We start from the raw sequence: 23,096 nt of genomic DNA on the forward strand, positions 1-23,096 counted from the left end.
TATCTCCATTCTTTTTTCTTAAAAATATATCTTCTCCAGGTAAAGCCCGCATGCCTCCGCCATTCCACCCGTTTGTCCCCGTTCTTTGGAAAGAAGAATGGCCGGTACATCTTCCGGTTCTTTCTCACCCAATCCGATCTCGATTAACGTTCCGATCATTTTTCGAACCATATTGTACAAAAAACCGCTGCCGGATACTCGTATTTCAATAAAGCCTTCACTCTCTTCTATGTCCAAAGAATAGATCGTACGCATTGTATCTTTTTTCTTGGACTTGGCATTGGAGAAGGCTGTGAAATCGTGTTCACCGATAAAATATTCGCATGCTCTTTTCATTCGGTCGATATCCAGCTTTTTCACAACATGCATACTGTACTTTCTCATAAAAGGATGGCTGTACTCTTCATTCCAAATCTTATATAAATAGGTTTTGGATTTCGCATGATAGCGGGCGTGGAAGCGCTCGTCCACCATCGTAACATTTGTAATACTAATGTCTTCAGGCAAATAATGATTCAAAAACTTTTTAATTTTCGCTTCAGATAATTGTTCATTGATTTTAAAATTGGCTATTTGGGCAAAAGCATGAACTCCTGCATCCGTTCTGCTGGAACCGATTATTTCAACGGATTGACCGACCAGTGCAGATATGGCCTTTTCAATTTTCCCCTGAACGGTATTTTCCTGATTGCCCAGGCGCTGCCAGCCTTTATAGCGTCCCCCGTCATACTGAATCGTCAGTTTATAATTATTCATTGTTTACTCCTTTTTCTTTACAATCAAATTATGTATTCTACACTATTATTCCACGAAAACATATAGACGCCAAGCAAGGAGGAAACACCTTCGGCGTTCTTTTTATGCGATGACGGTACTTCTTGAGAAATATAAGCCACGTATAAAAAAGAGGGGGATTCCCCCCCTCTTTTCGCACCAAGTAGGTGCGGTGGCACAAGCAAGCAATGATTTCAATGCGCTCTCTTTTGAGTCGATTTTCGGTTCAGTTTTTTTATATACACAGGCAGATAGGCTGCGACAATTATAAGTATAATTAACTTCAGCGGGAAGATTAAGACAAACAGCAATATCACCGCAATTGGCTTTTGAAGGACTGCGCTTGTGAGTGCCGTAGTAACCACTGCAACCGATGTTACCGGATCGACCGGGAACAATAACGCCACAGCATACCCTATACTTACCCCTGCGAAAATAAGTGGAAATATATGTCCGCCACGCCAGCCTGATGCTAAACAAAATTCAGTCAAGAAAAGTTTTACAATACCCATTCCGAGCAACAAATAAAAGGACATGTCCATCCATGTTGAAGCTAATTCGGTTAGCTCATGCTCTCCCGAAAATAAAATGATCGGAAGAACCGTACCGATGAGCCCTAATACTACTCCACCGATCATTGCCTTAATCACTTTATAATTCTCAAGCGGTTTGAGCATTTTAGGAAGGAGATATCCGAAATACCCATAGAGCTTAGCAAACAATATGCCTACAAGAATAAGCGGGATGATAGCAATCATTTCATTCAACCCTATCATTGCCGGACCAAAATCCGCCAGCGAAAAGCTTCTGTTATCTATTTGGGATAACAGAAAGAACACCGAAAAACCTGCTGCGGTAGTTATTGTATACACGAGCGTCTTGATTAGTTTTCTGCGCCTTGGGTCCCCTCGATCTTCAAAAAGCGTAAAAGCCCCGTATAACGGTGCCCTGAAGATCATACCTACTGAAGCCTCCACACTATACTCAATAATGATATCTCCATGTTCACTTAACACAGGTTTCTTCTTCACTATCGATTTAATAGCATCTCCTGCCCACGTAGAAAGCCCGCCGATAATACCGACCAAAGCCGCCTCGGGTCCAAGACTGGCTCCAAAAGAAAGAACAATAATAGCAGAAATTGCGTTCTTGAATCCTGAACTGTAATCAATTCTTTTGGTTTTCTTAAGCTCACCTAATACCTCATCCATTCTGCGCGGGTAGTTACCAAAGTACTTTTGACATAAACCTACCAGAACTCCACCAGTTAAGCACAGGATGATGGTCCAGTTTCTAACGTCAATCACACTCGGCAGACCAATCCATAATAAGTGTGTAGTTATTGAAAGAAGAGCCAAAAACGCCCAGGTCAGAAACCCTGTAACGCCTCCTATGAAGGTGCTGTAAAGAAAAAAATAGCCTATTCCTAAAAATTTCATCCTCTTGTATCCTCCACTTTCCTTCTGAATTCAGCTCCTGATGGGTTATTCGCTGCCACAAGAGTAGGGATCGTTACAGACTATTTATGTTTGAATACATGTGAGTATAGCAAAAATAATATGCTTATTAAACTTGCTCATACCAGTATATCCACGGTAAATTTATTACATAACCAAGACACATAGCATGTCCATCGTGTACTTTCACCCGGCACCCTGAAGCAAAAACTTAAAATTGCAAATATGTAGAATGAACGTAAGACAGCGGTGCAAGAACTGAATCTTGCACCGCCGTTTATTCATCACATTTATTCAATTATACACCTCAGCAGGCCATCGGGTCTATACGATCATTTCCTGCTTCAATTCATCTTCATCCATTGTGAACTGTTCTGCTGATTGGGCGAGCTGCTTCGATAGTTCATCGATCGTCTCCACCATGCTGGCCAATTGCTGCACCATAGCGGATTGATCCTGTACAGTCGCCGTAATCTCTTCAAAAGAGGCAGATACTTCTTCTCCTGATGCAGACAGGTTTTGTGCTGCTTCCAGCACTTCTTCCTTATTATTCTCTACATTTGCAACTTCTGCAGCAATTTGTTTAATCTGATCCGACACATCCAGCACATGCTGCAAAATCGTCTCGAATGCTTCTTGTGTTCGTTTGACGTATTGATTTTGCCGCTTCGAGATCATTTGTATTTCCTGGACACTGCTGTTGTTTTCCTCCACATGAGCAAGGGTTTGACTAATAATCGCATCGATTTCACCCGATTGAACGGCACTTTGCTCTGCAAGCTTGCGAATCTCACCAGCGACGACAGCAAAGCCTCGTCCATGCTCACCTGCTCTAGCCGCCTCAATGGAGGCATTAAGTGCAAGCAAATTCGTCTGATCGGCAATATCGGCGATTGCAACGGTGATCAAGTGAATTTGATTAGAGCTTTGCTCCAGCTCCTTCGTAATGGAAGATATCTTTCCAACCATTTGATCGTTCAAATCATTATTCTTTAGCAAATCATGAATAATCTGATTATTATTTTCTAACGTATCAACAACCGTTTCTGATTTTTCTTTAGCAAGCTGCGATTGATAGTTGATCGACTTAATATTTCCACCTAAAGCATTGAATTTCTGAACAATCAATTCCGTATCCACGCTCTGGGATTCAATCGCTTTGGCTACTTCCACCGTCATCGTAGAGGTCTCCTGGATCGACCTGGCCGCATGTTTCGAAGATTCGTCCAAATTGTTCGTACTTTGATGTAATACATCTATGGATGTATTCATATTTCCAATCAGCTCTTTATTGCGCTGCACCATCATATTAAAGGCGTCTGCCAACTGCTTAAATTCGCTTTTATATTTTCCGTCAGCAGTTACGGTCAGATCCCCCTCAGACAGTTTATTGAACGAACGGGTCAGCCTTACAATCGGTATCGTAATCGTTCTCGAAACGAGTAAACCACATCCGATAGCAAGGATAATGGCAATGATAGAAATGATCGTAATACTTTTAAACAACTGATTGAGCGGTTGCTTGATATCTTCATAACTGTCTTCGACAATGACGGTCCAATTGGCTAACGGGATCTTGGAATAGCGTATATACTTCTCATCATGATCGATTTCATCATGCAGCAATGTGTCTGCTGCTTGTTCAGCTTTAATCTGTTCTAGTTCAGGTGCTTCTGCCTGTTGTCCGAGTTTCGCTTGATCACGGGAATGGAACACGATCATCCCATTATGACTAAAGATATAAATAACGCCTTTATCATTGATTTCGATATGCTCTATATTTGTAAAAAAAGACTTTATGGAGATGGTGCTGCGCATCACACCTAATATTTGACCATGATCATCTTTGATCGGCTCAGATATCATAATCGTAAGAGCTTTGGCGGACTTTGTATACGTCGCATCACTTATGTATAACTTCCCTTGAATGGCTTCCGAAAAATATTCACGATCGGACCGATCTGTTCCAATCAGCTTCGAATCACTGCTGGCCACGACAATCCCTTTCGTATCAAGTACGGATAAAGACTGCTTGCTTGGTGAGCCATTAAAGCTCTCTATAAGCTCTTTGTTGGCACGAGTATAGATTTCGTTATCGGAAGATAAAAACTGTTTATCCGTTAGCTTGCTTTCTTTTCTTTCCTGAAGCAGATCTCTATATGTATTATTCGTCGCCAGTAAATGGTTTAATTGTACTTCCATTTGAAGCGTTGAGAGTAAGTGCTCACTGATACGAGCTGCATTGGCTTGGATTTCATCCTTGCTCTTATCAAGAAGTAAACCGGAGCCAACATAATACATTACACCTGTCGTACCGACTAATATAAGTACAACAAAGCAGGTTATTAAAAAAGGTAATTTGAGACGTAAGGACAAGTTCGAAAATTTCCGTACCTTATGAAATATTCCTGTTGGTGACGCCATCTTTTTTGTTTTCGCTCCTCATCATCATTGATGTATAAATCTGGGTACAAAGAGATGCCTTTTTATTCTTATCTTTAACTCGCCCCTTTTTTTTCATATTCATCGTAAAATAACGACTGACTTCAACCACGTATTTCCAGATGACATATAATATATTGATCTCTTTTTCACATACTAGCAACCTATTTGCTCACAGGCACGAAAATAGAGACAGGGAGAGAGTTAAAGAAAGGGGACTTAAGTTGAAAACTTCGAAGAGGATATAAATTTGAATAAGGGCAGACATCTACAGGAAACGTAAATAGCCTGCCCCTAAAAAGGGAGCTTTTTATGACCAGATTGTAATCCAAACAACCTACTATATTTCCATACGTTCCAGCCTTACAAAGTCGGACTTAGGCAAACCCAATTCAATCCTTATACGGATCAAACTCATTTGCACCCGCCATGCAGACGCCGATTGGTTTCAGCACATGCATGACCTCGATCGTTTCGGCATGTGCATCAAGCACTTCCTGAAGCTTCCGGTAAACAAAAGGACTCTCATCCGTTCCCGCGCCGCGCAGTTCTACACCGAAAGCACGAACGGCCTCCATCATCTGCGCTGTGGAGATTTTGCCGCCGCTTCGGGTTCGGGTTTTCCAGTTCATTCTTCCTGCCGCTTGGGTCCGGCTCATAATTCTCCCGGCTCCATGAACCGTACTGTAGTAAGCTTCCTCGTTCTCCTTACTGTCCTTCCCTTTGACGATCACGGAGATGTCCCCCATGCTGCCGCCGATAAAACCGATCTGACCGGGTGCAGACGGAGTAGCTCCTTTACGGACGACAACCACTTCTTTGCCGTTGTGCATCTCTTTCCAGGCATAGTTATGATGATTATGCACTTCAAAATCGGCTTGCGCTCCCAGTATCGCTAACACCTGCCTGATCACATAATCCCTTCCGGCATAGGCGTAGCGTCCAGCGAGCTTCATCGCCCGATAGTACATATCCCCCAGCTCACTATTCAAATCAAGCAGTAAAGGCGGCTGATCCATCTTCTCACCAGGGGCACTGGCAAGAAATTCTCTTCCGGATACCAGATTGATAAAGCCGCTCGCCGTCTTATGTCCAAACCCTCTGCTGCCAAAATGATTCGCAATCCATAAACGCCCTGTTCCAACTTCCTCAAACAAGTCTACAAAATGGTTGCCGCTGCCAACCGTTCCGAGCTGGTTCTGTGCCAAAGTCTTGAGCTTATCATGTTCCTGCTTGCCTAGTTCCTTGTAAACAGCCCAGTCGGGATCATCAAAAAGTTCATGGTCGACCTTCTCATTATTGACACGTCCCATCCCGAACGAAATTTTTCGAGCAATTTCATCCATGATGTTCGCCAATTTCGGCTTGATGTCCTCCGCAAGCAAACGGGTTCGTGCAGCCTTATTCCCGCACGCAATATCATAGCCGACGCCAGATGGAGAGATTTGTCCATCATAAGCAACAACCCCGCCGATCGGCTGGCTGTACCCTTTATGGTGATCCGCCATCAGCAAGGTTTGGACTACATTGCCGGTTTGTGCGCACATTCTCGCCTGAACCAGCGCTCCCTCATCGGGAGTACCCCAGACACGCACACCATCTATATTTTGATAAGCCATATGACTATTTCACTCCTGTTTTAAGAATCATCACTTTTAATGAATACAATCTTCACGCCAATTACCTGATCCTGTGCATTGACAGCCTTATACACCCCATAAGTGCCGTCGCCCATGCCGCTGCGGGATACGACGCCGCCGTCCAGAACACCCGCTTCTTCCCCGCTCTCGGTAATATCGCAGCAGGTGTCGTACCACTGCGGATCGGAATTTGGACTTTCCTGAGATGCATCCGTATCCGGTATTCTATATTTTTGAATGTCAAAAATTCCGGCCTGACCGCTGTCCACCCCAACGATAAAAGGACATTTGATCCACTCCAGATATGTCTCCCGTTCAGCCACAGAGTGATGGCAGGCCGTTAGCTTGGCGTTGGCTTCGCCCCAGTCCCGAACCTCGACCTTCTCCACTTCCCCAAGCCATGTTCCATTCAATACCGTTTCCAGCACCCCCATGATGATGCTTGTATTCAGTTCATAACAAGGGTCAGCGACAACCAACCGTCCAGATTCTACTTCAAACTTGCCCAGTTGAATATTCAATGAGGATACCTCCAGTCACTGCTTCAATATACGTCTATTCTATCATGGGTGATAGAGGAAGTATAAGCAACGACTACCAAAAAAATAGACCGCCACCAGATGGTCGCGATCTATTTCTTCGTCTACGATCGGTCACAGCTCTTATAGAGCATGAACGAGTAAATCTTGTTCAATAACTTCATTAAAATTCATTCCGATAAAACGGTTCTCTACTTCACGAAAATCCAAAATAGAAATGCTATCGGAATAAATCTTCAACTCTTTTACAAGCCCATGTTCAACCTGGAAAAAAGCCTGGATGTTGCCTGATGAAGTCTTCTTCTCAATAGAGGCGTTATATACAGGACTTTCCCCATAAATCCACCTGTCATCCATATATTTCTTCATAAGGTCCGGTGATTTCTCCTGCCGGTTGTATTTTACCAAGGATGAGTTTTCACCGTAGATTTCCTTAAAGCTGTCGATCAACGCTTCGGAAAGGCTGGAAATAGAGATTTCATCGTTCAGTTCCTTCAAATTAACGACCCGGCTTTTGACCGAGGTGATCCCTTTGGATTCCAGCTTGAGCTTGGATGGCTTCAGCACTTTAGCAAGCATTGACAAGTCCACATCGACCATCATGGTTCCATGATGAAATGCATTCCCGTCTTCCTCGTAAAAGGCATGGCCGGAAAACTTTTTGCCTTCACAGGTCAGATCATTTCTGCCGGACCGCTCCACTTGCAGTCCGAAACGTTCGACAGCTTTTTGGAGTACCGCGATTTGTTTGGTCAAATCTTCTTGAGACTTTTTACATACAAAAGTGAAATTCAGATTGCCTAAATCGTGATAGACGGCTCCTCCGCCCGAAATTCGTCTGGCAATGTGGCCGCCATTTTGCTTGATCTGCTCAATATCACACTCGATATACGGATTCTGATTTCTGCCGATCACAACCGTTTTTTCATTTTGCCACAAATATAGGGTCACTTCATCCGGCTGGGCGTTTCGTAACAGTTCTTCTTCCAGAGCCAGATTGAAGTACGGATCGTTCTCTTGGGAAATGACGATTTTATTCATGGAAATGAAGCGCTCCAATACCTAGGCCGAATGCGGCTTCGTGAATAGTTTCACCGGTTGTTGGATGTGCAAAAATCGTATGGAAAATTTCTTCCTCTGTGATTCCGTTTTTGATAATAACCGTCAAGGTACTGATCAGAGCGGAAGCTTCAGGACCGATGATGGAAGCACCGACGATTTTACCGGTATCGTTGTTTTTGATTAACTTGACGAATCCTTTTTCTTCTCTCATCGTCAACGCTTTCCCGTTGGCCTGGAAAGGGAATTTGCTGATCGTCATGGACATCTCCTGACCCCGCGCTTGTTGCTCAGTCAGACCAACGGAGGCAATCTCAGGGGATGTGAAGATAACGTTTGGCACCATATCATAATTGATAGCTAAAGGTTTTCCTAAAATATGATCGATCGCTGCTGTACCTTCATGGGAAGCAACGTGAGCCAGCTGGATTCGATTAGTAACATCGCCGATCGCATAGATGTGATCTGCAGAAGTTTGCAGATGTTCATTAACGGCAATTCCTTTTCCGTTCTCATTGAGCTTAATACCAGCTTTATCGATATCTAAACCTTCGAGGTTCGGTTCTCTACCAATGGCGACCAGAACTTTTTCGCTGGTCATAAACATTTCCGTACCCTCTTTTTCAAAAATGATCACTGCATCGCCGTTCTGATCTTTCTCGATTCTTGTTACTTTAGCTCCGGTATGAACGCGAATTCCACGCTCGGCGGCTATGGTCTTGATCTCTTCAGAAACGTCCTCATCAACCATCGTCAGAAGCCGGTCACAATATTCGATGACGTTGACCTCAATCCCGAAGTTGGAATAGATAAAGGCAAATTCCATCCCGATAACACCGCCGCCGATAATGGTGATCGATTTGAAATTCTTCTTCTGTTGCAGCGCCGAAGTACTGTTCAAGACAAAATCATGATCGATCCCCGGCAGATTGATTTTGGAAATTTTTGAACCTGTAGCAACGATCGTATGGGTCGCTTGAATCGTATATTCGTCTTTTCTGTTTTTGACCAGCACTTGCTTGCTGTCTATAAAAGAGGCGCTCCCCCGGATCACTCTAATCCCATTCTTCTCCAACAGGTAGTCGATTCCCGACACAAGGGTATCTTTGATTTTATCTTTTTGATCGATAACCTTGGCCATTTCCAATTGAATAGAATCCGCGGAAATTCCGAATTCCTCTGCATTTTTAAAGTTATGGAATACTTCGGAAGATCGGATTAAAGCTTTCGTCGGGATACAGCCCACATTGAGGCAAGTTCCGCCAAGCTGTTCTTTTTCCACGATAACCGTCTTGAGACCATGTTTTGCAGCGTAAATAGCAGCCACATATCCTCCAGGCCCTGCACCGATGACCACAACATCGGCCTCTACCTGTTCCTTTTTCCCATGAACAAGCCCTGCAAAATAATCCAATTTAGGTTTGACAGTGGCAGTTTCTTTCTGATCGGTAGTCATTTTAAACAGCACATGACCCAGCGCAATTTCCTGACCTTCGGAAACTAAAATTTCATCGATTTTACCAGCATATTTGGATTTAAAAGGGGTGTTTCCCTTTTTGCTTTCTAATTGCAATAGTTGTTGACCGATCTCAACTGGATCGCCAACAGATACATTAACTTTTCCGATTTTTGATGTTTTTTCATGCCCGGTGAGCTGTTCGAGTTTAATCTCCAAAAGAGATGCCTCCCTTAATCATCTATGTTGAACTAAAGATACTAGCCTGTGCACCACTACGAATTCGGATTATTCTTCCGATCGCTGCTCTTGTCCTCAGATTTCTCTGAAGTATTTAAACAACCGTTGAAATCCGCGGACAAATGCGAACACTGGCGTTTCTCCAGAATAATTCCGCCTTCTCCGTTGAAGTTAGTTCAATCTATACATGTTGCTATGCAAGAGGCCTGCTTATTAGAGCAGACCTCCCGTGTTTATTCAAACTACTCTTACAATTTTTATTTGAAGTCTTTCTCGAATTCGTCAATAGAATCTTTAAGCAGAGTAACCGAGTAAGCCATGCTAGGGCCTCCGCCAAACGCTACCGCTACCATTGCAGCTTCCATAATTTGCTCGCGTGTCGCACCAGCTTCAAGCGCTTTGTAAACGTGGAACACGATGCAGTATTCGCAGCGGTTGTAAGCAGCCACAGCAACACTGATCAGTTCTTTTGTTTTAGTATCAAGAGCGCCTTCTGCATAGTTGGTTCCCAGCAAATTCATAAACGCGTTAACATGTTCACTATTGGTTTCAGACAGAGTAGCCAATCCGTTTGTAAAATCGTTCAACATTTGTCTAACATCTTTTTTCATTTTCGTCTCTCCTCATGAATTAATTGTGAAATAATTCACATCCCACGTTAAAAATATACTTTACACTGCAATGGTTGCTATGTAAAGTATATGTGTATAAAGTATCATTCCACTTGAAAAATGTCAAATCCTTTAGTTTCCTTTCGATAGATTGTGAACCATTTTATCAAGTACCTTTTTAAAAACAGACAATTCCTCCTGTGTTATATCTTGAGTTGCTTCATCATGAAAAGCTTGACCAAGAGGGAGCCATTCTTCTCTTACCGCTTTACCTAACGGTGTTAATTGAATTCTGGTAATCCTTCTGTCTTTATCGTCCCTGATTCTTAGACATAAATTTTCTTTCTCCATACGGTCCATGAGCCTTGCGATTGAAGACTCCTGCACATTCATTTTTTGCGATAATTCCTTTTGGATAATTCCATCTTTTTCGCCGATGAAATAAAGGGCCATCCACTGCACTCGGGTCGTCCCACTGTCCTCTAATCTATTGTTAAACTCATCACTTATTTTTTTAGAAGCTGCATTCGTAATGAAACAGATGCAATCGTTGAGATCAAACATAGAATTCTCCTTTTACTATTTTGACTTTTAGAAATGAATTATACCATATGAGGCGCAAAGGGGAAGTTACCGTATATATTTTCCAATCACCTTTATATTAGTTTATTTTTACTCATTCATGTATATCGTTGTGTATTTTATTTATTATTGTTACTCTAAAAGATAAACTATACAGATCCCCTGAAAGAATACAAAAAAAGAGCACAGAATAAAATTCTATGCTCAAAATGCAACACGAACACGCTGGATCCCTCGCATCTTGCTCCTGCCACACTAGTTTGTGGAAAACTAAACAAATAAATCCACAATTTCGTTTACAATCTTCTCCTTTTTACACACAAAGTTATTGATACTTGAGAAAAAGAGTTTGTTCGTATTCTTTTGCAATACTATATCAGGCTGCTTAAACAATAAGATGATATAAAGAGAACTACCGTCATCAATTTCAATATTCTTATCGTAAAGTCCCTTCCATATCTGCTCAACAATTTCAGGCATAAAAAGATCAGTATATCTCTCCATATAGGTTTTAATACCGTATTCAGACCACCACCACAAAGAAAAAGTATTCCATACTCTCTCAGATGTATGCAGTTCTGAATCTTTTCTAAACAAGTTCGTATAATGATCTCTAAAAAGAATCGGATTAAAAGGCTTGACCATGTATTGTTGCTGTTCCAATTCTCTTACATTTTCCTCCCAACATGTAACAAGGATCTCATTAAAGCGCTCAGCTTCAAGTAATTCTTCACCATTTGAGATTAAGTGTCTACCCGGAAAGACCTGCTTTTCTCCATAATAGGATTTGTATATATTTTCAATAAATAACAGAAAATTTAAATCCATCGGAAAGACGTTACTAATGCGCAACTGCTTATGATCTCGTGAAAGTGTCATATTAGATTTGTAATCCTATCTCGCATGGCGGTACTATCCAGCTTAAGATTTGAGAAGCGTCTCTCGCCGTTCCAACTAAGCTAATACTGTAAGAGCCTTTTCCTAAATCTAATGGTACATAATCATCTCCACACGCCCTACCAACTGCACCCACGCAACTTACAGGTATAGATTTTTGTAGTACGGGGATTCTGCCAACATATTTATGTACCATTATAGAACCTGTGAAAGTGTGTACTGTGGAAAATCGAGGATTAATCTCCCAACTAACTGCACCACCTGGACCAAATTTTTCATTTAGACGTGCATACCCTCCACTTCCTGAACAAGTTGAAAGTGGCTCGTACTGACCATCAACCGATTGGACCGTTAAGTTATCATCAGTATCATCCACACAAACATATTTACCTTCAACCAAGTTATTATTTTTAAGTGATGCGAAGTCTTTTGAGACTTCCACATTTGGTGTTTTCTCACTACCATTAACTTCAGCAGCAAAAGCATTGATTGGCATGATTAACAACATAATAAGCAATAACCCAACAATTTTTTTCATCATTTATCTCCCTTTATTTTTGTTATATTCAGATTGCTTGGAAGTGAAGTCATAGCTTTTGAGGAATCAAGCTCACACCTAACCTCCTATTCCCTAATTTGGTTATATTTATCATAATACATAATGAAAGCGACTACAATTATTGAATTTTGATATTTTATATGTTAATTATCATTTTTTTATATTTTTTTTGTAAACAGTTGTATAAACTCTTCTTTATTGTATTCTAGAAGATAAAGATAGACTCTACAGGGAGGTATTTTGATGTATGCCTTAGTTATCATCTTAGTTATTATTGGAGTAGCCCCAACTTTCTACAGAATGAACAAACGGATTAATCTGCTAGAAGAACGTATTAAACATTTAGAAAATAATTCTAATGATTTTTAGGTCTAAACAGCCTTTACACGCTCTACATCCTTCTTTAATTCTGCAAAAAATGACCTAAAGAAAAAACTCTCCTACTGCAATAGAAGAGCCGACTACAAATCAATCTGTTTTTAATTTGGAATACATATTGAAGTCGGTAAACTTTCCGTTTATTCTTTCATACTGTCTTAGTGTTCCCTCAAAAGTAAAGTTTAACTTTTGTAAAACCTTTATTGAATTTATGTTTTCGGGTTCTACCTTGGCTTCGATTCGATTCAGGTTTAAAGATGAAAATGCATAATCTAACAAAGAAGAGATCGCTTCTGAAGCATACCCTCTTCCCCAACTTGCTTTAGCAATGTCATACCCGATCTCTGCTTTTGCATTTTCAAAATCCAAGGAATTGTAACCACAGGAACCTATGATTTCATTTGATTCAATTTCAATGATAGAAAAACGAATCGCTTTGTTATCTTGAGCCAGTCCATCAAGGAGCTGAATCATTTCAATTGCCTGATCTTCATCAGTAAAACATTCCACATCCATAAATCTCGTAACATCTGGATCAGACCAAATTTTAAACAAACTAGACGAATCCGATACCTTCATTTTTCTCAAATGTAATCGTTCTGTGTATAACTCTGTCCTCAATATCTTTACCTCCATTTAATTTCCATTGATCCAATTGCGGGATACGATCACCGTTTGTTACCCAAACATCTTATTTCCCCGGTAATTATGTTAAAATAAAATGCTGTATAATTACCATTTCTATATGTTATTTTTTTCAAACTCCTTTAATTTATAAAAATTTATTTCTTTATGATGTTTTTCATGAAGAAGAATAGTAACTTTTGAAGGCTCTCTAAACTTAACCTTACTAATTTTAAAAGTCCAAAGCATTACTTCTAGTAATTGATGAGGAGTTGCATTAAAATCTTTATGTCTTGTTATACCAGAACCTAGCAATGGAACAACGACTTCTTGTTGAGCATAGAGACCATTTACCTCATTCCAAAAATTTATTAAACAATTTGCATATTCATGTAGCTTTAAATTAGCTTTATTCTCATCATCAAATTTCGAAAATGCTACTAGAAAAAAATCCGAATCTTTAAACACAGCTCCTAAACGATAACGAGTTTTTTTTCCACCCAAAGGACGTTTTACGTTTTTTTCAACAATTCTAAGCTGCAAACGTGAATCTTGAATAATTCTTTTATCTAAATCTGTTGTATCTGAATAAAATTTGTTTAAATACTGTCCGTTTAAAGACGCCCTAGATATTATTTGATCATCTACTGCCGTATCGAAATATTCATTAAAGGCGATTACTTTATAAACATCACTAGGAAATGTGAAAATATCTCCCTTTTTTATTTCAATTTCGGAACCATCGATATTTAATATTATGTTCTTTAAACAAAGATTTTTAATTAATTTACACAGAATAAAGATAAAACTTAATACTACTAATCCAATTAAAATATTGATTTTATCGAAACTATGATCAAACTCAATAAAAGTAAGTAACGTTGTAGCAATTCCGAATAATGCACCAGGAATAACCCAAGAACTAATCCAAAAATCTTTATCTTTAATAATTTCCTTTAATTTCCCCATGGCATTCTCCAATATTAGTTTATATTTCATTTTTTTCATTTAGAAAAAAATACCTGGAAATTCTAAGCGCCTCTTTCATATTTTAAAGCATAGATTATCTAATTCAAGCCGTGACTCGATATAATTCTCGGGTAGAATCTAATTCTTTAGCAAACAATGGTACACTTTCTAGATTTTAATATAGTAGAATTGAGGGGGATCGTCCTCTACTACGATAATGATTAATTCCACAAAGATCATCAATTCCATATCATATTAAATAAAAAGGAGGTTTTAAACATGTTTGAATCTGAATTAACACGTGTTCTCAACATCCGATACCCGATATTTCAAGCTCCGATGGCAGGTGGGCCTACCACTCCCGACTTAATTGCAGCTGTCTCAAACGCCGGAGGCCTGGGCAATCTCGGGGCCGGATACTTGACGGCACAACAAATCCGTACAGCAATCCAGGAAATCAGACAACAAACGGACCAGCCTTACGGAGTCAATTTATTTGTACCTGAGCAGCCAACAGAGTCGGACGAAACGATCGCCCAAATGACAAATCACCTCAATTTTTATCGTCAAAAGCTTGGTATTCCACAAAGCCCAATGATTCAAAAGTCTTCAGAGTCATTTGAGGAGCAGGTGCAAGTACTGCTGGAAGAACGTGTGCCTGTGTTTAGTTTCACTATGGGCATACCTTCGCAAGACGTGATCCAAGCCATGAAGAAACGGGGAACATTCGTCATCGGGACTGCAACAACGGTTGATGAAGCCATACGATTGGAAGCTGCTGGCGTAGAAGCTATTGTCGCTCAGGGAAGTGAAGCAGGAGGACATAGAGGAACATTCTTAAAGGACATTCCCCAATCCTTGGTAGGCACGATGGCTCTTGTTCCGCAAATTGTTGATCATGTGTCGATTCCGGTCATCGCAGCGGGGGGGATCATGGATGGACGGGGTCTTATAGCAAGTGTCGCATTAGGAGCCTCTGCCGTACAGATGGGAACTGCGTTTCTGGCAAGTCCTGAAAGCGGCGCCCATGAGGCATATAAGCAAAAGCTCCTTACAGCCCATGAGGATTCCACCGACATTACACAAGCATATTCGGGCAAAGCGGCCCGCGGGGTTCTAACCACATTTATGACAGACATGCAATGTTATACCGGAAAAATTCCTGCCTACCCCATTCAAAACGCAATGACGCGAGACATTCGCCAGGCAGCTGCTAAAGCAAATAATCCTGAATATATGTCACTCTGGGCGGGTCAGGGTCTTCGATTAGTCAACGACCACTCTGCTGCTGCAATCGTACAAGAAACGATCGCTCATGCGAACGATCTAATCCAAAGGCTTGCTATTGCTGGAATAGTGGATGACGAATAAGTTGAAATTATGGACAGAGCGGCAAGCCACTCCATTCATAAAGTAAAGGAAGTGAGTGCCGATTGATAAGCAAAGTGCTCTATCCCGTCTTTCATCTATTTTGTATGGTAAGTATAGGAGCTATTGTCGTTCAACATACCAATGATTTATTCTTACATATTGTTTTCTTCCCGCTCAGTTATTATTTAGCTATGATTATACATGAACTTGGCCATATCATTGTCGCAAAAATCGATGGTTGGACGTTGAATAAGGTATCTTTCGGATTTTTTCAGTATGACTTTATACAAAAATCCTTTTCCTTCCCTAAAACGGTGGAAGAGCTCCTTGGAAAATCAGACATCTCCATGAGTCGGCAGATCATCAGCGATCTGGATAAAAAATTTATACGTCTTTCATTAGGCGGACCGTTAGCAAATCTGTTTTTTTCGATTATAGTGATTGCACTGATTCAGGTTACTCCACAAGAAAACATACAGACGATATTTGCTAATATGGTTCTGGCGTCTCTTATGTTATATGTATTTTCGATAATACCAATCAACTTTCTGAGAAGTGAAAGTGATGGATATATTATTTACTTGCGTATCTATCACCAATCATTATTTCAAAAGTATATACTTACAAAAAAACTGGATTATGTTATGCTGGCAGACGCAATAAACTCTGCGAAAGCAACGTTTCAAACTTCTTTTCTACCTGTAGCTCTTAAACACTTGCACCAAGATCTCCAAATGTTAAAAGGAACCGCACTGCATTTGGAAATAAAGATCCGAAGATATATCGCTTACTACTATATCGATACCAAACAGTATCAAAAGACATCACAATTATTAACGCAGGCTGCACTTCTTCCAAGCCATTTTCCACTTAAGCCAGATTTGATACAGCTATATGTAACCGCCGAGCTTTTACAGGGGAAAGAACCCCCTGTCATCCAATCTTATGACGATTCTACAGATATCATTGGACAGAAGCGAAACGACATTATCACAATGAGCAGAAAGAGGGATTCGAACCTTGAGCAAAAAGGAAAAGAGTTTCTGGAAAATGTCGTATGGGATAATTATGTTTCCAGCATCGAGAGAAACATTGTGAAAAATTGTTTGTAACAGCAAGACTGATAAGAAAACAAGCCCCGTGATTCATCACAGGGCTTATTACATGTTATAAAACCAGTTATCCTAATTGAATCACCCCTTAATTCCACTGAAGGTAATCCCCTGAATAAATGTTTTTTGCAGGAAGAAGAACAAGACGATAATGGGTGCGGTCATCATAGTCGATACCGCCATCATCAGACCCCACTGAGTTCCTTTCTGGCTTTGGAACTGCTGAAGTCCAAGAGATAGCGTATAGGAGTCAGGATTCGTTAAATACAACAACGGACCCATGAAATCCGTCCAGCTGGCCATGAACTGGAACAGGCCTACGGCAAGGACTGCTGATTTAGCTAGTGGAAGCATGATCTGCCAATACGTTCTGAACTCGCTTGCCCCATCAATTCTTGCAGCATCCTTCAATTCGTTAGGTAGGCCCATGAAAAACTGGCGAAGCAAGAATATATAAAATGGTATTCCGAAAAACGCAGGTATAATAAGCGGAAGCGGAGTACCGATCCAATTCAATTTGTTAAAAAGCAGAAACAGAGGAATCATCGTAACTTGCCCTGGAATCATCATGACAGAAATCGTGATGAAAAATAAAGTGTTTCTTCCTTTCCATCTCAGCTTGGCGAAGCTGTAAGCAACGATCGGACAGGTGATTACGACACCTAATGTGCTTACACCCGTAATGATTGCAGTATTTTTCAGATAAGTAAAAAATGGGATGTAGTTCATCGCGTCAATATAGTTTTTCCAAACGAACGGACGTGGAATCCATTCAGGTGGAAATGTGAAAATTTGTGTGAGAGGCTTTAGCGACGTGGAAACCATCCATATAAAGGGTGCTAAAAAGAAAACGGAAGCGATGATTAAACAAATGTGCGCAATCACTTTTTTTAATGTTTTCGTGCTCTTCGCAGTCATAGTTGCCCTCCTCTACTCCCCCTGATAATGAACCCATTTTTTCGACGTTATAAAGATAACTGCTGTCAAGCATATGACGATAATAAACAAGATCCAGGCCATAGCGGAACCGTAACCCATCTTAAAAAACTTGAAACCGTTATCATATAAATACATGACATAGAATTTCATTGAATCGGCAGGGGTTCCTTTTCCTGCAGTCAATGTATACGGGAGGGTGAACTGCTGAAATGCTCCGATTATGCCCATAACTAAATTATAGAAAATAACGGGAGTAAGTAGCGGAAGCGTAACGCTTCGTGCCTTCTGGAACCAGTTTGCGCCGTCAATATCCGCAGCTTCATAATAATCAACAGATATATCATTAAGTCCAGCTAAATAAATGATTACGGCTTGACCAATCCCCCATAAGGACATAAGAATTAATGACGGCTTCGACCATGTTTCGCTACCCAACCAAGCAGGTCCTGTGATACCGAAATAGCCAAGAATACCATTGACTAACCCGAAGCCTGGATTAAGCAGCCACATCCACAAAACAGCTAAAGCAACGCTTGGAACTAAAGTTGGCAAAAAGAAGATGGTCCGATACACGGACATTCCTTTTACTCTTATATTCAACAACATAGCAAGGGCTACACCTAAAATAATGCTTAAAGGTACAAAAAATACGACAAAGTAAACCGTATTATAAATAGATTTCCAGAAGACAGGATCTACAAATAAATCTTTATAATTTTGCAAACCGATAAATTCTCCTGGCTGGAGAATGCTATAGGTCGTTAAACTGTAATAGAACGAAGACAACAGCGGGAACATAAAAAATGTTAACAATCCGATGATCCAAGGCGACGCAAACAGCCAACCGTATAAGCCTTCATTTCCGATCTTACTTCTTTTTGATGTCTTTACCTTAGCACGCGGCATGGATTAAACCTCCTCCTAATCAAGAGAACAAGAAAGGGAAGGGACGAGTATCCCCTCCCTCGTCACATCATGTACGATTATTTATTTTTTAATGCATCGGAAACTTTTTTCGTTACGTTATCCAGCAGCTCTTGTGGCGTCGATTTGCCCCGGGTTGCCATGTCAACAGCGGTAGCTAGCTCGTTCCAATATAGAGATCCTTGAGTCATAACCGGACGTTCATGCGAAACTGGTAATAAATTTATGAATTCTTTAAAAATGGGATCATCTTTATAACCTAACTGCTCGTTTACTTTATCGTTAATGGAGAAGTCACCGGAAATTTTACTGAAGATCTCTTGACCTTCCTCACCTGAGAAGAATTTCATGAACTCCCAAGCAGCTTCCTGGTTTTTAGCACCTTTCGGCATAACAGTTGCCCAACCGCCAGACCAAGTTGTATGGTTCTGTCCATCCGGGGTTGGCATTGGGAATACCCCATAATTTAAATCCGGATTAAACTTATTAATTTGTGCGGCTTTAAATGGTCCGGAAACGATCATACTCAATTGGCCGGATATGAACGGGTCCATTGTAGTTGAGCCTTGAGAGTCAGTGAATGAGGCAATGTCTTCAATATTGTACTTCTGCGCAAAATCTGCAAGCCATGTTAAAGCTTCCACGTTCTTCGGATGGTTCGCAGTGACGTTGCCGTCTGCATCTGTGAATTCTCCACCAAAAGACCAGCCCCATCCGTAAAACCAGCCCTGATCGTACCAAGGAATAAATCCGATGCGTTCAAAACGCTTTCCATTTTTCTTGGTAAGCTTTGCAGCTGCATCTTCCAGTTCCTGAATTGTTTTCGGTGGGTTTTCCGTATCTAGACCTACTTCAGTAAAATGATCTTTGTTGAAGAAAACCAGTCTAGCGTCCGTAGTGGTAGGCATCGCATATAACTTGCCTTCGTAATTCGCTTCGTTCCAAGCAAAAGGATAAAAACCGTCGGAAGTAACGTTATCCTTGTTAGCAAATTCCGTTAAATCGGTCAGAGAACCTTGTGCTGCCCAAGAAGCAACCTCGAAACGATCAAAATAGGCTACATCCGGTGCGTTGTTGCCTGCAATTGCAGCGAGCAGTTTCTCATTCTTGCCCTCTCCTTGCTGAGCGATAAAGATAGAATCGATTTTGATATCTGGGTTTTTCTCTTCGAATGCTTTGATTACTGCATCAACTGCTTCTCCTGTCAGGTCTGTCATTGGATGCCAGAAAGTTACAGTTGTTTTTCCGTCTATCGAACCATTTCCGTCTTTACCAGTCGCCTCGTCATTAGAGCTGCAACCTGATAGAACTGTTGAAATCACAAGCGTTAGAATAGCTACAAACAATGCCCCTTTTTTTAATTTTTTCATTGTTCTCACTCCGCTTTCTTCAAATAATGGTTATAGATGAGCTGCCTTGACGTTATGTAATGGAAAGCGCTTTCAGATTTATTATAAAAATAACCGCCTTCTTGATATAACATTTACATCAATACGGCATATCATCTATGGTTGTTATGTTATCAACAAACATATGTCATGTCAATATGTTTAGAAAGAAAAACAAAAAAGCTCCGTTGGGAGCTTTTCGGAATTGATCTATCATCAAGTTACACGTTGATCGAACGGGTAGATCGACCTTTAACCAACGTGTAATTCATAACGGTGTGCATCGGAACATGATCGCCTTTCAATTGAGACATAAGCAGGTTCACCGCTGTCATCCCCATCTCCGTTTCCATCTGGCGGATATGTGTAAACATTGGGGAATCAAAAGGATCGTCAGGACAATCAAAACATACGATAGAGTAGTCATGGGGTATTTGTTTTTCTAGCATTAACAATGCTTTTTTGAGTGTGACAGCGATTCCGTATTCAGAGGCCACAAAAGCCGTAATCTGCGGATGATCCATAATCAACTTCTTGATGGTTTCGATATCATTTTCCAGGACAGCAAGATAATTTTCGCTTTGAATGACCGGAGGTAGTGAGCTTGTAATTTCGGTTAGCAGGTAATCGGTATTGTATCGTAAGCCGTGCTTCAAAAAAGCTTTTTGAAACCCTTGAAGTCGCTCATCAACAGTTGAGGTTCTCTTAGGAGGCGGCGATATAAAGGAGATATGTTCATGTCCTAACTCAAATAGATACTCTGTTAACTGAAGTGCCGCTTGTTTATTGTCTGTCATAACCGTACTTGTGTATATGCCCTTCAAATCACGATCAACAACAACGACGGGGAATCCCTCCAGAATCAGCTTCAACATCTCACGGTTATACTGTTCGCTGTCTACTGGGAATATGATAAGTCCTTTTACACCAAGCTCAACAAGGGATAATATCGCCTTCTCTTCCCCTGCGATCAGGCCGTGAGTCCGTTTAATAACTAGACTTACTTTATATTCAGAAGCTTTTTGTTCGATGCTCTTTAGCAGCTTTGAGCCAAAAGCTGAATCAAAATCAGGGAAAATGGCTCCGATCAGGATATTGTCATCGAGAACATCTGTATCTTGAACGATCTCCTTTTCAGGGTCAACGTTATGAGGCTTGTCGGAAATATAGGAGCCTTTACCACGAATACGATGAATGATTTGATGTTGAGCCAATAGATCCAACGCTTTTTTGGATGTAATTCTGCTCACACTAAATTTTTCTGAAAGCTCCTTTTCCGAAGGAACCTTATCACCGGCTTTCAATTGGCCGCTTTTAATATTTTCAATAATATAGTTGTATATTTGCTGGTACAACGGTTTCGTCATAAACATTTTACCCCTTTTCAGGTTGACATGATATATATCAACTATATCAAGTAAAGAAAGAAGTGTAAATGTATTGGTTGTACTTTCAATATATCTAACAGGGTGGCCAACCAAAAAAGCGCAAGAAGCCCTACGCTTTTATAATGAATTATGATTCCTTTAAAATGGGAATTGGCGTTCTTCGATTGAATCGAAACCCATTTGGTTTCTGTGAATTCTTCGATGACCCAAGGGTTACCAAAACGGCCCATACCCGAGCTTTTCACACCACCGAATGGTGTATTTTCAAACGCATTAACGGTTTGGTCATTGACGTGGGTCATACCAAATTCTAATTCAGCTGCTAGCTGCTCACCTTTTGTTAAATCCGATGTAAAGATGGCAAAGCTCAAACCATACTCTGTATGGTTAGCGATTTCAATCGCCTCTTCATTGTTACCATCGATTTCATGATTAGATTCCCCCCTACTCTCAATAAGAACCCAATCTATTAAACCGGAATTATCATTTTCCAGTATCTGTATTATATCATCTCAACCACTCTGTAGGTAATAGCCTACAGAAATTCCCCTATAGAAACGCATAAGATGAATCTAACTATCCATTAAGGGGTTATAACGTGACTAATCCTAGTGATAAATCCATAGAGTTACTTGCCTTCGGCAGAGCTCTTCGAAAAATCCGCAAAGAAAAAAGGTTCACACAAGATGAGCTGAGCCTTTACTCCCGTGTCGATCGGTCCTATATTAGCGAACTAGAAAACGGAGAAAAAGCGCCTACGTTGCTAACGATTACGGCATTAGCAAGGGCGCTTCATGTTAAGCCTTCGGGTTTGATAGAGGGGTATGAGAGGGAATTGGAGGAAGTTCAGTATTAAGCGAAGGGTAAATAGTAGATTCCGATTATCATTTTTTTGATTTCCCTAAACTTCTCGCCTTATCCACATGCTCAGCCCGAATCCTCGGATCGCTGATATTAGCCTCTATCCATGATTGATAGATTCTCTGAATATCGGATTCCGCTAGATCGCACTCCTTCTTCTCAGCTTGAATCCGATTCATTTTGCGCTGGATATATTCAGAAAGTTCAACATCGTATACAATCAGTTCATCTGACTGGATTTTTCTCAGTTCCGCATCAACGCTAAATCTACAACGCATCGTAAAGGAAACCAATGAAATGTAACGGATCATTTGGTAGTCAGGGAGCAGACTTTTTATCGACTGAATATGGCCGTAATTTTGCATAAAGGGATTGTACATTTTAAACCGGTTACTCACCGTCCATGAGTTGTTCCCTGGGCGAAACTGTATTGTTTTTTCAACAGGGAGTCATCGTCACGCTTAAATGTACGGGAAAGGCTGTTCACGTTAACTACACAAAAAAACGCCTGTCACCCTTAACTGCAAATGTACATTTAAAAAAGTGGGTTTTTCGATTTTTAGAGCATTAACTGCAAAAATACAGTTAAAATCCAAACTTTTCGCCAAAAAGGTAATTTCGGGCAGAATCAAATGTATTTTTGCAGGTAAACTACCCGAAATAGAAAGTACGGCTAATTTAAATGTACTTTTGCAGGTAAAGAATATATGTTGTGCTTCGGAACATCGATTTCAGTGCATCGACAAAGGAAAGAGGCCTTCCATATGCTCGATGTATTCATGGAAAGCCTCTCAATGTATCCTCTATTATGGAATAGGTTTAACATTCTATTAACTAGTTTCTCCTACTATGAATAAAAAACGATATAGAAAAAACTAAAACAATT

General features: G+C 40.6%; 21 protein-coding genes and 1 pseudogene. 3 read left to right on the plus strand and 19 right to left on the minus strand.

All coding sequences use genetic code 11. The features are described from left to right. Positions 1 to 18: 18 nt before the first annotated feature. From truA to C8268_RS17130, 13 genes are all read right to left on the minus strand, one after another. The gene (gene truA / locus C8268_RS17070; RefSeq protein ID WP_106768780.1) at positions 19 to 756 is read right to left on the minus strand and encodes a tRNA pseudouridine(38-40) synthase TruA; all 738 of its coding nucleotides are present in this window, start codon (positions 754 to 756) and stop codon (positions 19 to 21) included. Positions 757 to 968: 212 nt separating this feature from the next. Then, entirely contained in the window at positions 969 to 2,213 is a 1,245-nt protein-coding gene (locus C8268_RS17075; protein ID WP_106768781.1) for a chloride channel protein, read from the minus strand. Between the two features lie 342 nt (positions 2,214 to 2,555). Further along, positions 2,556 to 4,655, minus strand: coding sequence for a methyl-accepting chemotaxis protein (locus C8268_RS17080; RefSeq protein ID WP_106768782.1), 2,100 nt, complete (start codon positions 4,653 to 4,655; stop codon positions 2,556 to 2,558). A 410-nt stretch (positions 4,656 to 5,065) separates the two neighbouring features. Then, the gene (locus C8268_RS17085) at positions 5,066 to 6,292 is read right to left on the minus strand and encodes an RtcB family protein (protein ID WP_106768783.1); all 1,227 of its coding nucleotides are present in this window, start codon (positions 6,290 to 6,292) and stop codon (positions 5,066 to 5,068) included. 20 nt (positions 6,293 to 6,312) lie between these two features. Then, positions 6,313 to 6,834: a DUF4241 domain-containing protein gene (locus tag C8268_RS17090; protein ID WP_106768784.1), complete on the minus strand. Its 522-nt coding sequence runs from the start codon at positions 6,832 to 6,834 to the stop codon at positions 6,313 to 6,315. A gap of 141 nt (positions 6,835 to 6,975) precedes the next feature. Further along, positions 6,976 to 7,893 carry a lipoate--protein ligase gene (locus C8268_RS17095; protein WP_106768785.1) on the minus strand — a complete coding sequence of 306 codons (918 nt, stop codon included), beginning with the start codon at positions 7,891 to 7,893 and terminating at the stop codon, positions 6,976 to 6,978. After that, a complete protein-coding gene (lpdA, locus tag C8268_RS17100) occupies positions 7,886 to 9,586 on the minus strand; it encodes a dihydrolipoyl dehydrogenase (protein ID WP_106768786.1) in 1,701 nt (566 codons plus the stop codon). Before lpdA ends, C8268_RS17095 begins: the two co-directional genes overlap by 8 nt. Positions 9,587 to 9,864: 278 nt before the next feature. Further along, positions 9,865 to 10,218: a carboxymuconolactone decarboxylase family protein gene (locus tag C8268_RS17105; protein WP_106768787.1), complete on the minus strand. Its 354-nt coding sequence runs from the start codon at positions 10,216 to 10,218 to the stop codon at positions 9,865 to 9,867. A 132-nt stretch (positions 10,219 to 10,350) separates the two neighbouring features. Continuing rightward, a complete protein-coding gene (locus tag C8268_RS17110; protein WP_106768788.1) occupies positions 10,351 to 10,782 on the minus strand; it encodes a MarR family winged helix-turn-helix transcriptional regulator in 432 nt (143 codons plus the stop codon). 288 nt (positions 10,783 to 11,070) lie between these two features. Further along, positions 11,071 to 11,679: a hypothetical protein gene (locus tag C8268_RS17115; protein WP_106768789.1), complete on the minus strand. Its 609-nt coding sequence runs from the start codon at positions 11,677 to 11,679 to the stop codon at positions 11,071 to 11,073. Position 11,680: 1 nt separating this feature from the next. After that, entirely contained in the window at positions 11,681 to 12,235 is a 555-nt protein-coding gene (locus C8268_RS17120; protein ID WP_106768790.1) for a hypothetical protein, read from the minus strand. Positions 12,236 to 12,724: 489 nt separating this feature from the next. Further along, positions 12,725 to 13,255: a GNAT family N-acetyltransferase gene (locus tag C8268_RS17125; protein WP_106768791.1), complete on the minus strand. Its 531-nt coding sequence runs from the start codon at positions 13,253 to 13,255 to the stop codon at positions 12,725 to 12,727. Between the two features lie 120 nt (positions 13,256 to 13,375). Further along, entirely contained in the window at positions 13,376 to 14,227 is an 852-nt protein-coding gene (locus C8268_RS17130) for a macro domain-containing protein (RefSeq protein WP_106770004.1), read from the minus strand. Between the two features lie 279 nt (positions 14,228 to 14,506). Between C8268_RS17130 and C8268_RS17135 the strand changes: the two genes are divergently transcribed. Further along, positions 14,507 to 15,598 (plus strand): NAD(P)H-dependent flavin oxidoreductase, encoded by a 1,092-nt coding sequence (locus C8268_RS17135; RefSeq protein ID WP_106768792.1) that lies wholly within the window; start codon positions 14,507 to 14,509, stop codon positions 15,596 to 15,598. Between the two features lie 62 nt (positions 15,599 to 15,660). Continuing rightward, a complete protein-coding gene (locus C8268_RS17140; RefSeq protein ID WP_106768793.1) occupies positions 15,661 to 16,710 on the plus strand; it encodes a site-2 protease family protein in 1,050 nt (349 codons plus the stop codon). An 81-nt stretch (positions 16,711 to 16,791) separates the two neighbouring features. Here the strand turns inward: C8268_RS17140 and C8268_RS17145 are convergent, their stop codons facing one another. The 5 genes and pseudogenes from C8268_RS17145 to C8268_RS23185 all read right to left on the minus strand — a co-directional run. Beyond that, on the minus strand, positions 16,792 to 17,628 hold the full coding sequence (locus C8268_RS17145) for a carbohydrate ABC transporter permease (RefSeq protein WP_106768794.1): 837 nt from the start codon (positions 17,626 to 17,628) through the stop codon (positions 16,792 to 16,794). A 12-nt stretch (positions 17,629 to 17,640) separates the two neighbouring features. Next, positions 17,641 to 18,555: a carbohydrate ABC transporter permease gene (locus C8268_RS17150; RefSeq protein ID WP_106768795.1), complete on the minus strand. Its 915-nt coding sequence runs from the start codon at positions 18,553 to 18,555 to the stop codon at positions 17,641 to 17,643. Between the two features lie 77 nt (positions 18,556 to 18,632). Beyond that, on the minus strand, positions 18,633 to 19,943 hold the full coding sequence (locus C8268_RS17155; protein ID WP_106768796.1) for an ABC transporter substrate-binding protein: 1,311 nt from the start codon (positions 19,941 to 19,943) through the stop codon (positions 18,633 to 18,635). A gap of 239 nt (positions 19,944 to 20,182) precedes the next feature. Next, positions 20,183 to 21,328, minus strand: coding sequence for a GntR family transcriptional regulator (locus C8268_RS17160; protein ID WP_158702759.1), 1,146 nt, complete (start codon positions 21,326 to 21,328; stop codon positions 20,183 to 20,185). Between the two features lie 159 nt (positions 21,329 to 21,487). Further along, a pseudogene (locus C8268_RS23185) lies at positions 21,488 to 21,765 on the minus strand (aldehyde dehydrogenase family protein); the annotation flags it as partial. 182 nt (positions 21,766 to 21,947) lie between these two features. Here C8268_RS23185 and C8268_RS17170 point away from each other — a divergent pair. Next, on the plus strand, positions 21,948 to 22,205 hold the full coding sequence (locus C8268_RS17170) for a helix-turn-helix domain-containing protein (protein WP_106768799.1): 258 nt from the start codon (positions 21,948 to 21,950) through the stop codon (positions 22,203 to 22,205). Between the two features lie 28 nt (positions 22,206 to 22,233). Here the strand turns inward: C8268_RS17170 and C8268_RS17175 are convergent, their stop codons facing one another. Then, positions 22,234 to 22,608 carry a hypothetical protein gene (locus C8268_RS17175; protein WP_234032864.1) on the minus strand — a complete coding sequence of 125 codons (375 nt, stop codon included), beginning with the start codon at positions 22,606 to 22,608 and terminating at the stop codon, positions 22,234 to 22,236. Positions 22,609 to 23,096: the final 488 nt, after the last annotated feature.

Origin of the sequence: Paenibacillus faecalis (genome assembly GCF_900289175.1) — a bacterium.
Classification (GTDB): domain Bacteria; phylum Bacillota; class Bacilli; order Paenibacillales; family Paenibacillaceae; genus Paenibacillus_AQ; species Paenibacillus_AQ faecalis.

What these genes read in the sequence shown, in the direction of transcription:
- truA (WP_106768780.1), bottom strand. Translation starts at nt 756, where the DNA reads ATGAATAATTATAAACTGACGATTCAGTATGACGGGGGACGCTATAAA.
- C8268_RS17075 (WP_106768781.1), bottom strand. Translation starts at nt 2,213, where the DNA reads ATGAAATTTTTAGGAATAGGCTATTTTTTTCTTTACAGCACCTTCATA.
- C8268_RS17080 (WP_106768782.1), bottom strand. Translation starts at nt 4,655, where the DNA reads ATGGCGTCACCAACAGGAATATTTCATAAGGTACGGAAATTTTCGAAC.
- C8268_RS17085 (WP_106768783.1), bottom strand. Translation starts at nt 6,292, where the DNA reads ATGGCTTATCAAAATATAGATGGTGTGCGTGTCTGGGGTACTCCCGAT.
- C8268_RS17095 (WP_106768785.1), bottom strand. Translation starts at nt 7,893, where the DNA reads ATGAATAAAATCGTCATTTCCCAAGAGAACGATCCGTACTTCAATCTG.
- C8268_RS17105 (WP_106768787.1), bottom strand. Translation starts at nt 10,218, where the DNA reads ATGAAAAAAGATGTTAGACAAATGTTGAACGATTTTACAAACGGATTG.
- C8268_RS17110 (WP_106768788.1), bottom strand. Translation starts at nt 10,782, where the DNA reads ATGTTTGATCTCAACGATTGCATCTGTTTCATTACGAATGCAGCTTCT.
- C8268_RS17115 (WP_106768789.1), bottom strand. Translation starts at nt 11,679, where the DNA reads ATGACACTTTCACGAGATCATAAGCAGTTGCGCATTAGTAACGTCTTT.
- C8268_RS17120 (WP_106768790.1), bottom strand. Translation starts at nt 12,235, where the DNA reads ATGAAAAAAATTGTTGGGTTATTGCTTATTATGTTGTTAATCATGCCA.
- C8268_RS17130 (WP_106770004.1), bottom strand. Translation starts at nt 14,227, where the DNA reads ATGGGGAAATTAAAGGAAATTATTAAAGATAAAGATTTTTGGATTAGT.
- C8268_RS17135 (WP_106768792.1), top strand. Translation starts at nt 14,507, where the DNA reads ATGTTTGAATCTGAATTAACACGTGTTCTCAACATCCGATACCCGATA.
- C8268_RS17145 (WP_106768794.1), bottom strand. Translation starts at nt 17,628, where the DNA reads ATGACTGCGAAGAGCACGAAAACATTAAAAAAAGTGATTGCGCACATT.
- C8268_RS17150 (WP_106768795.1), bottom strand. Translation starts at nt 18,555, where the DNA reads ATGCCGCGTGCTAAGGTAAAGACATCAAAAAGAAGTAAGATCGGAAAT.
- C8268_RS17155 (WP_106768796.1), bottom strand. Translation starts at nt 19,943, where the DNA reads ATGAAAAAATTAAAAAAAGGGGCATTGTTTGTAGCTATTCTAACGCTT.
- C8268_RS17160 (WP_158702759.1), bottom strand. Translation starts at nt 21,328, where the DNA reads ATGACGAAACCGTTGTACCAGCAAATATACAACTATATTATTGAAAAT.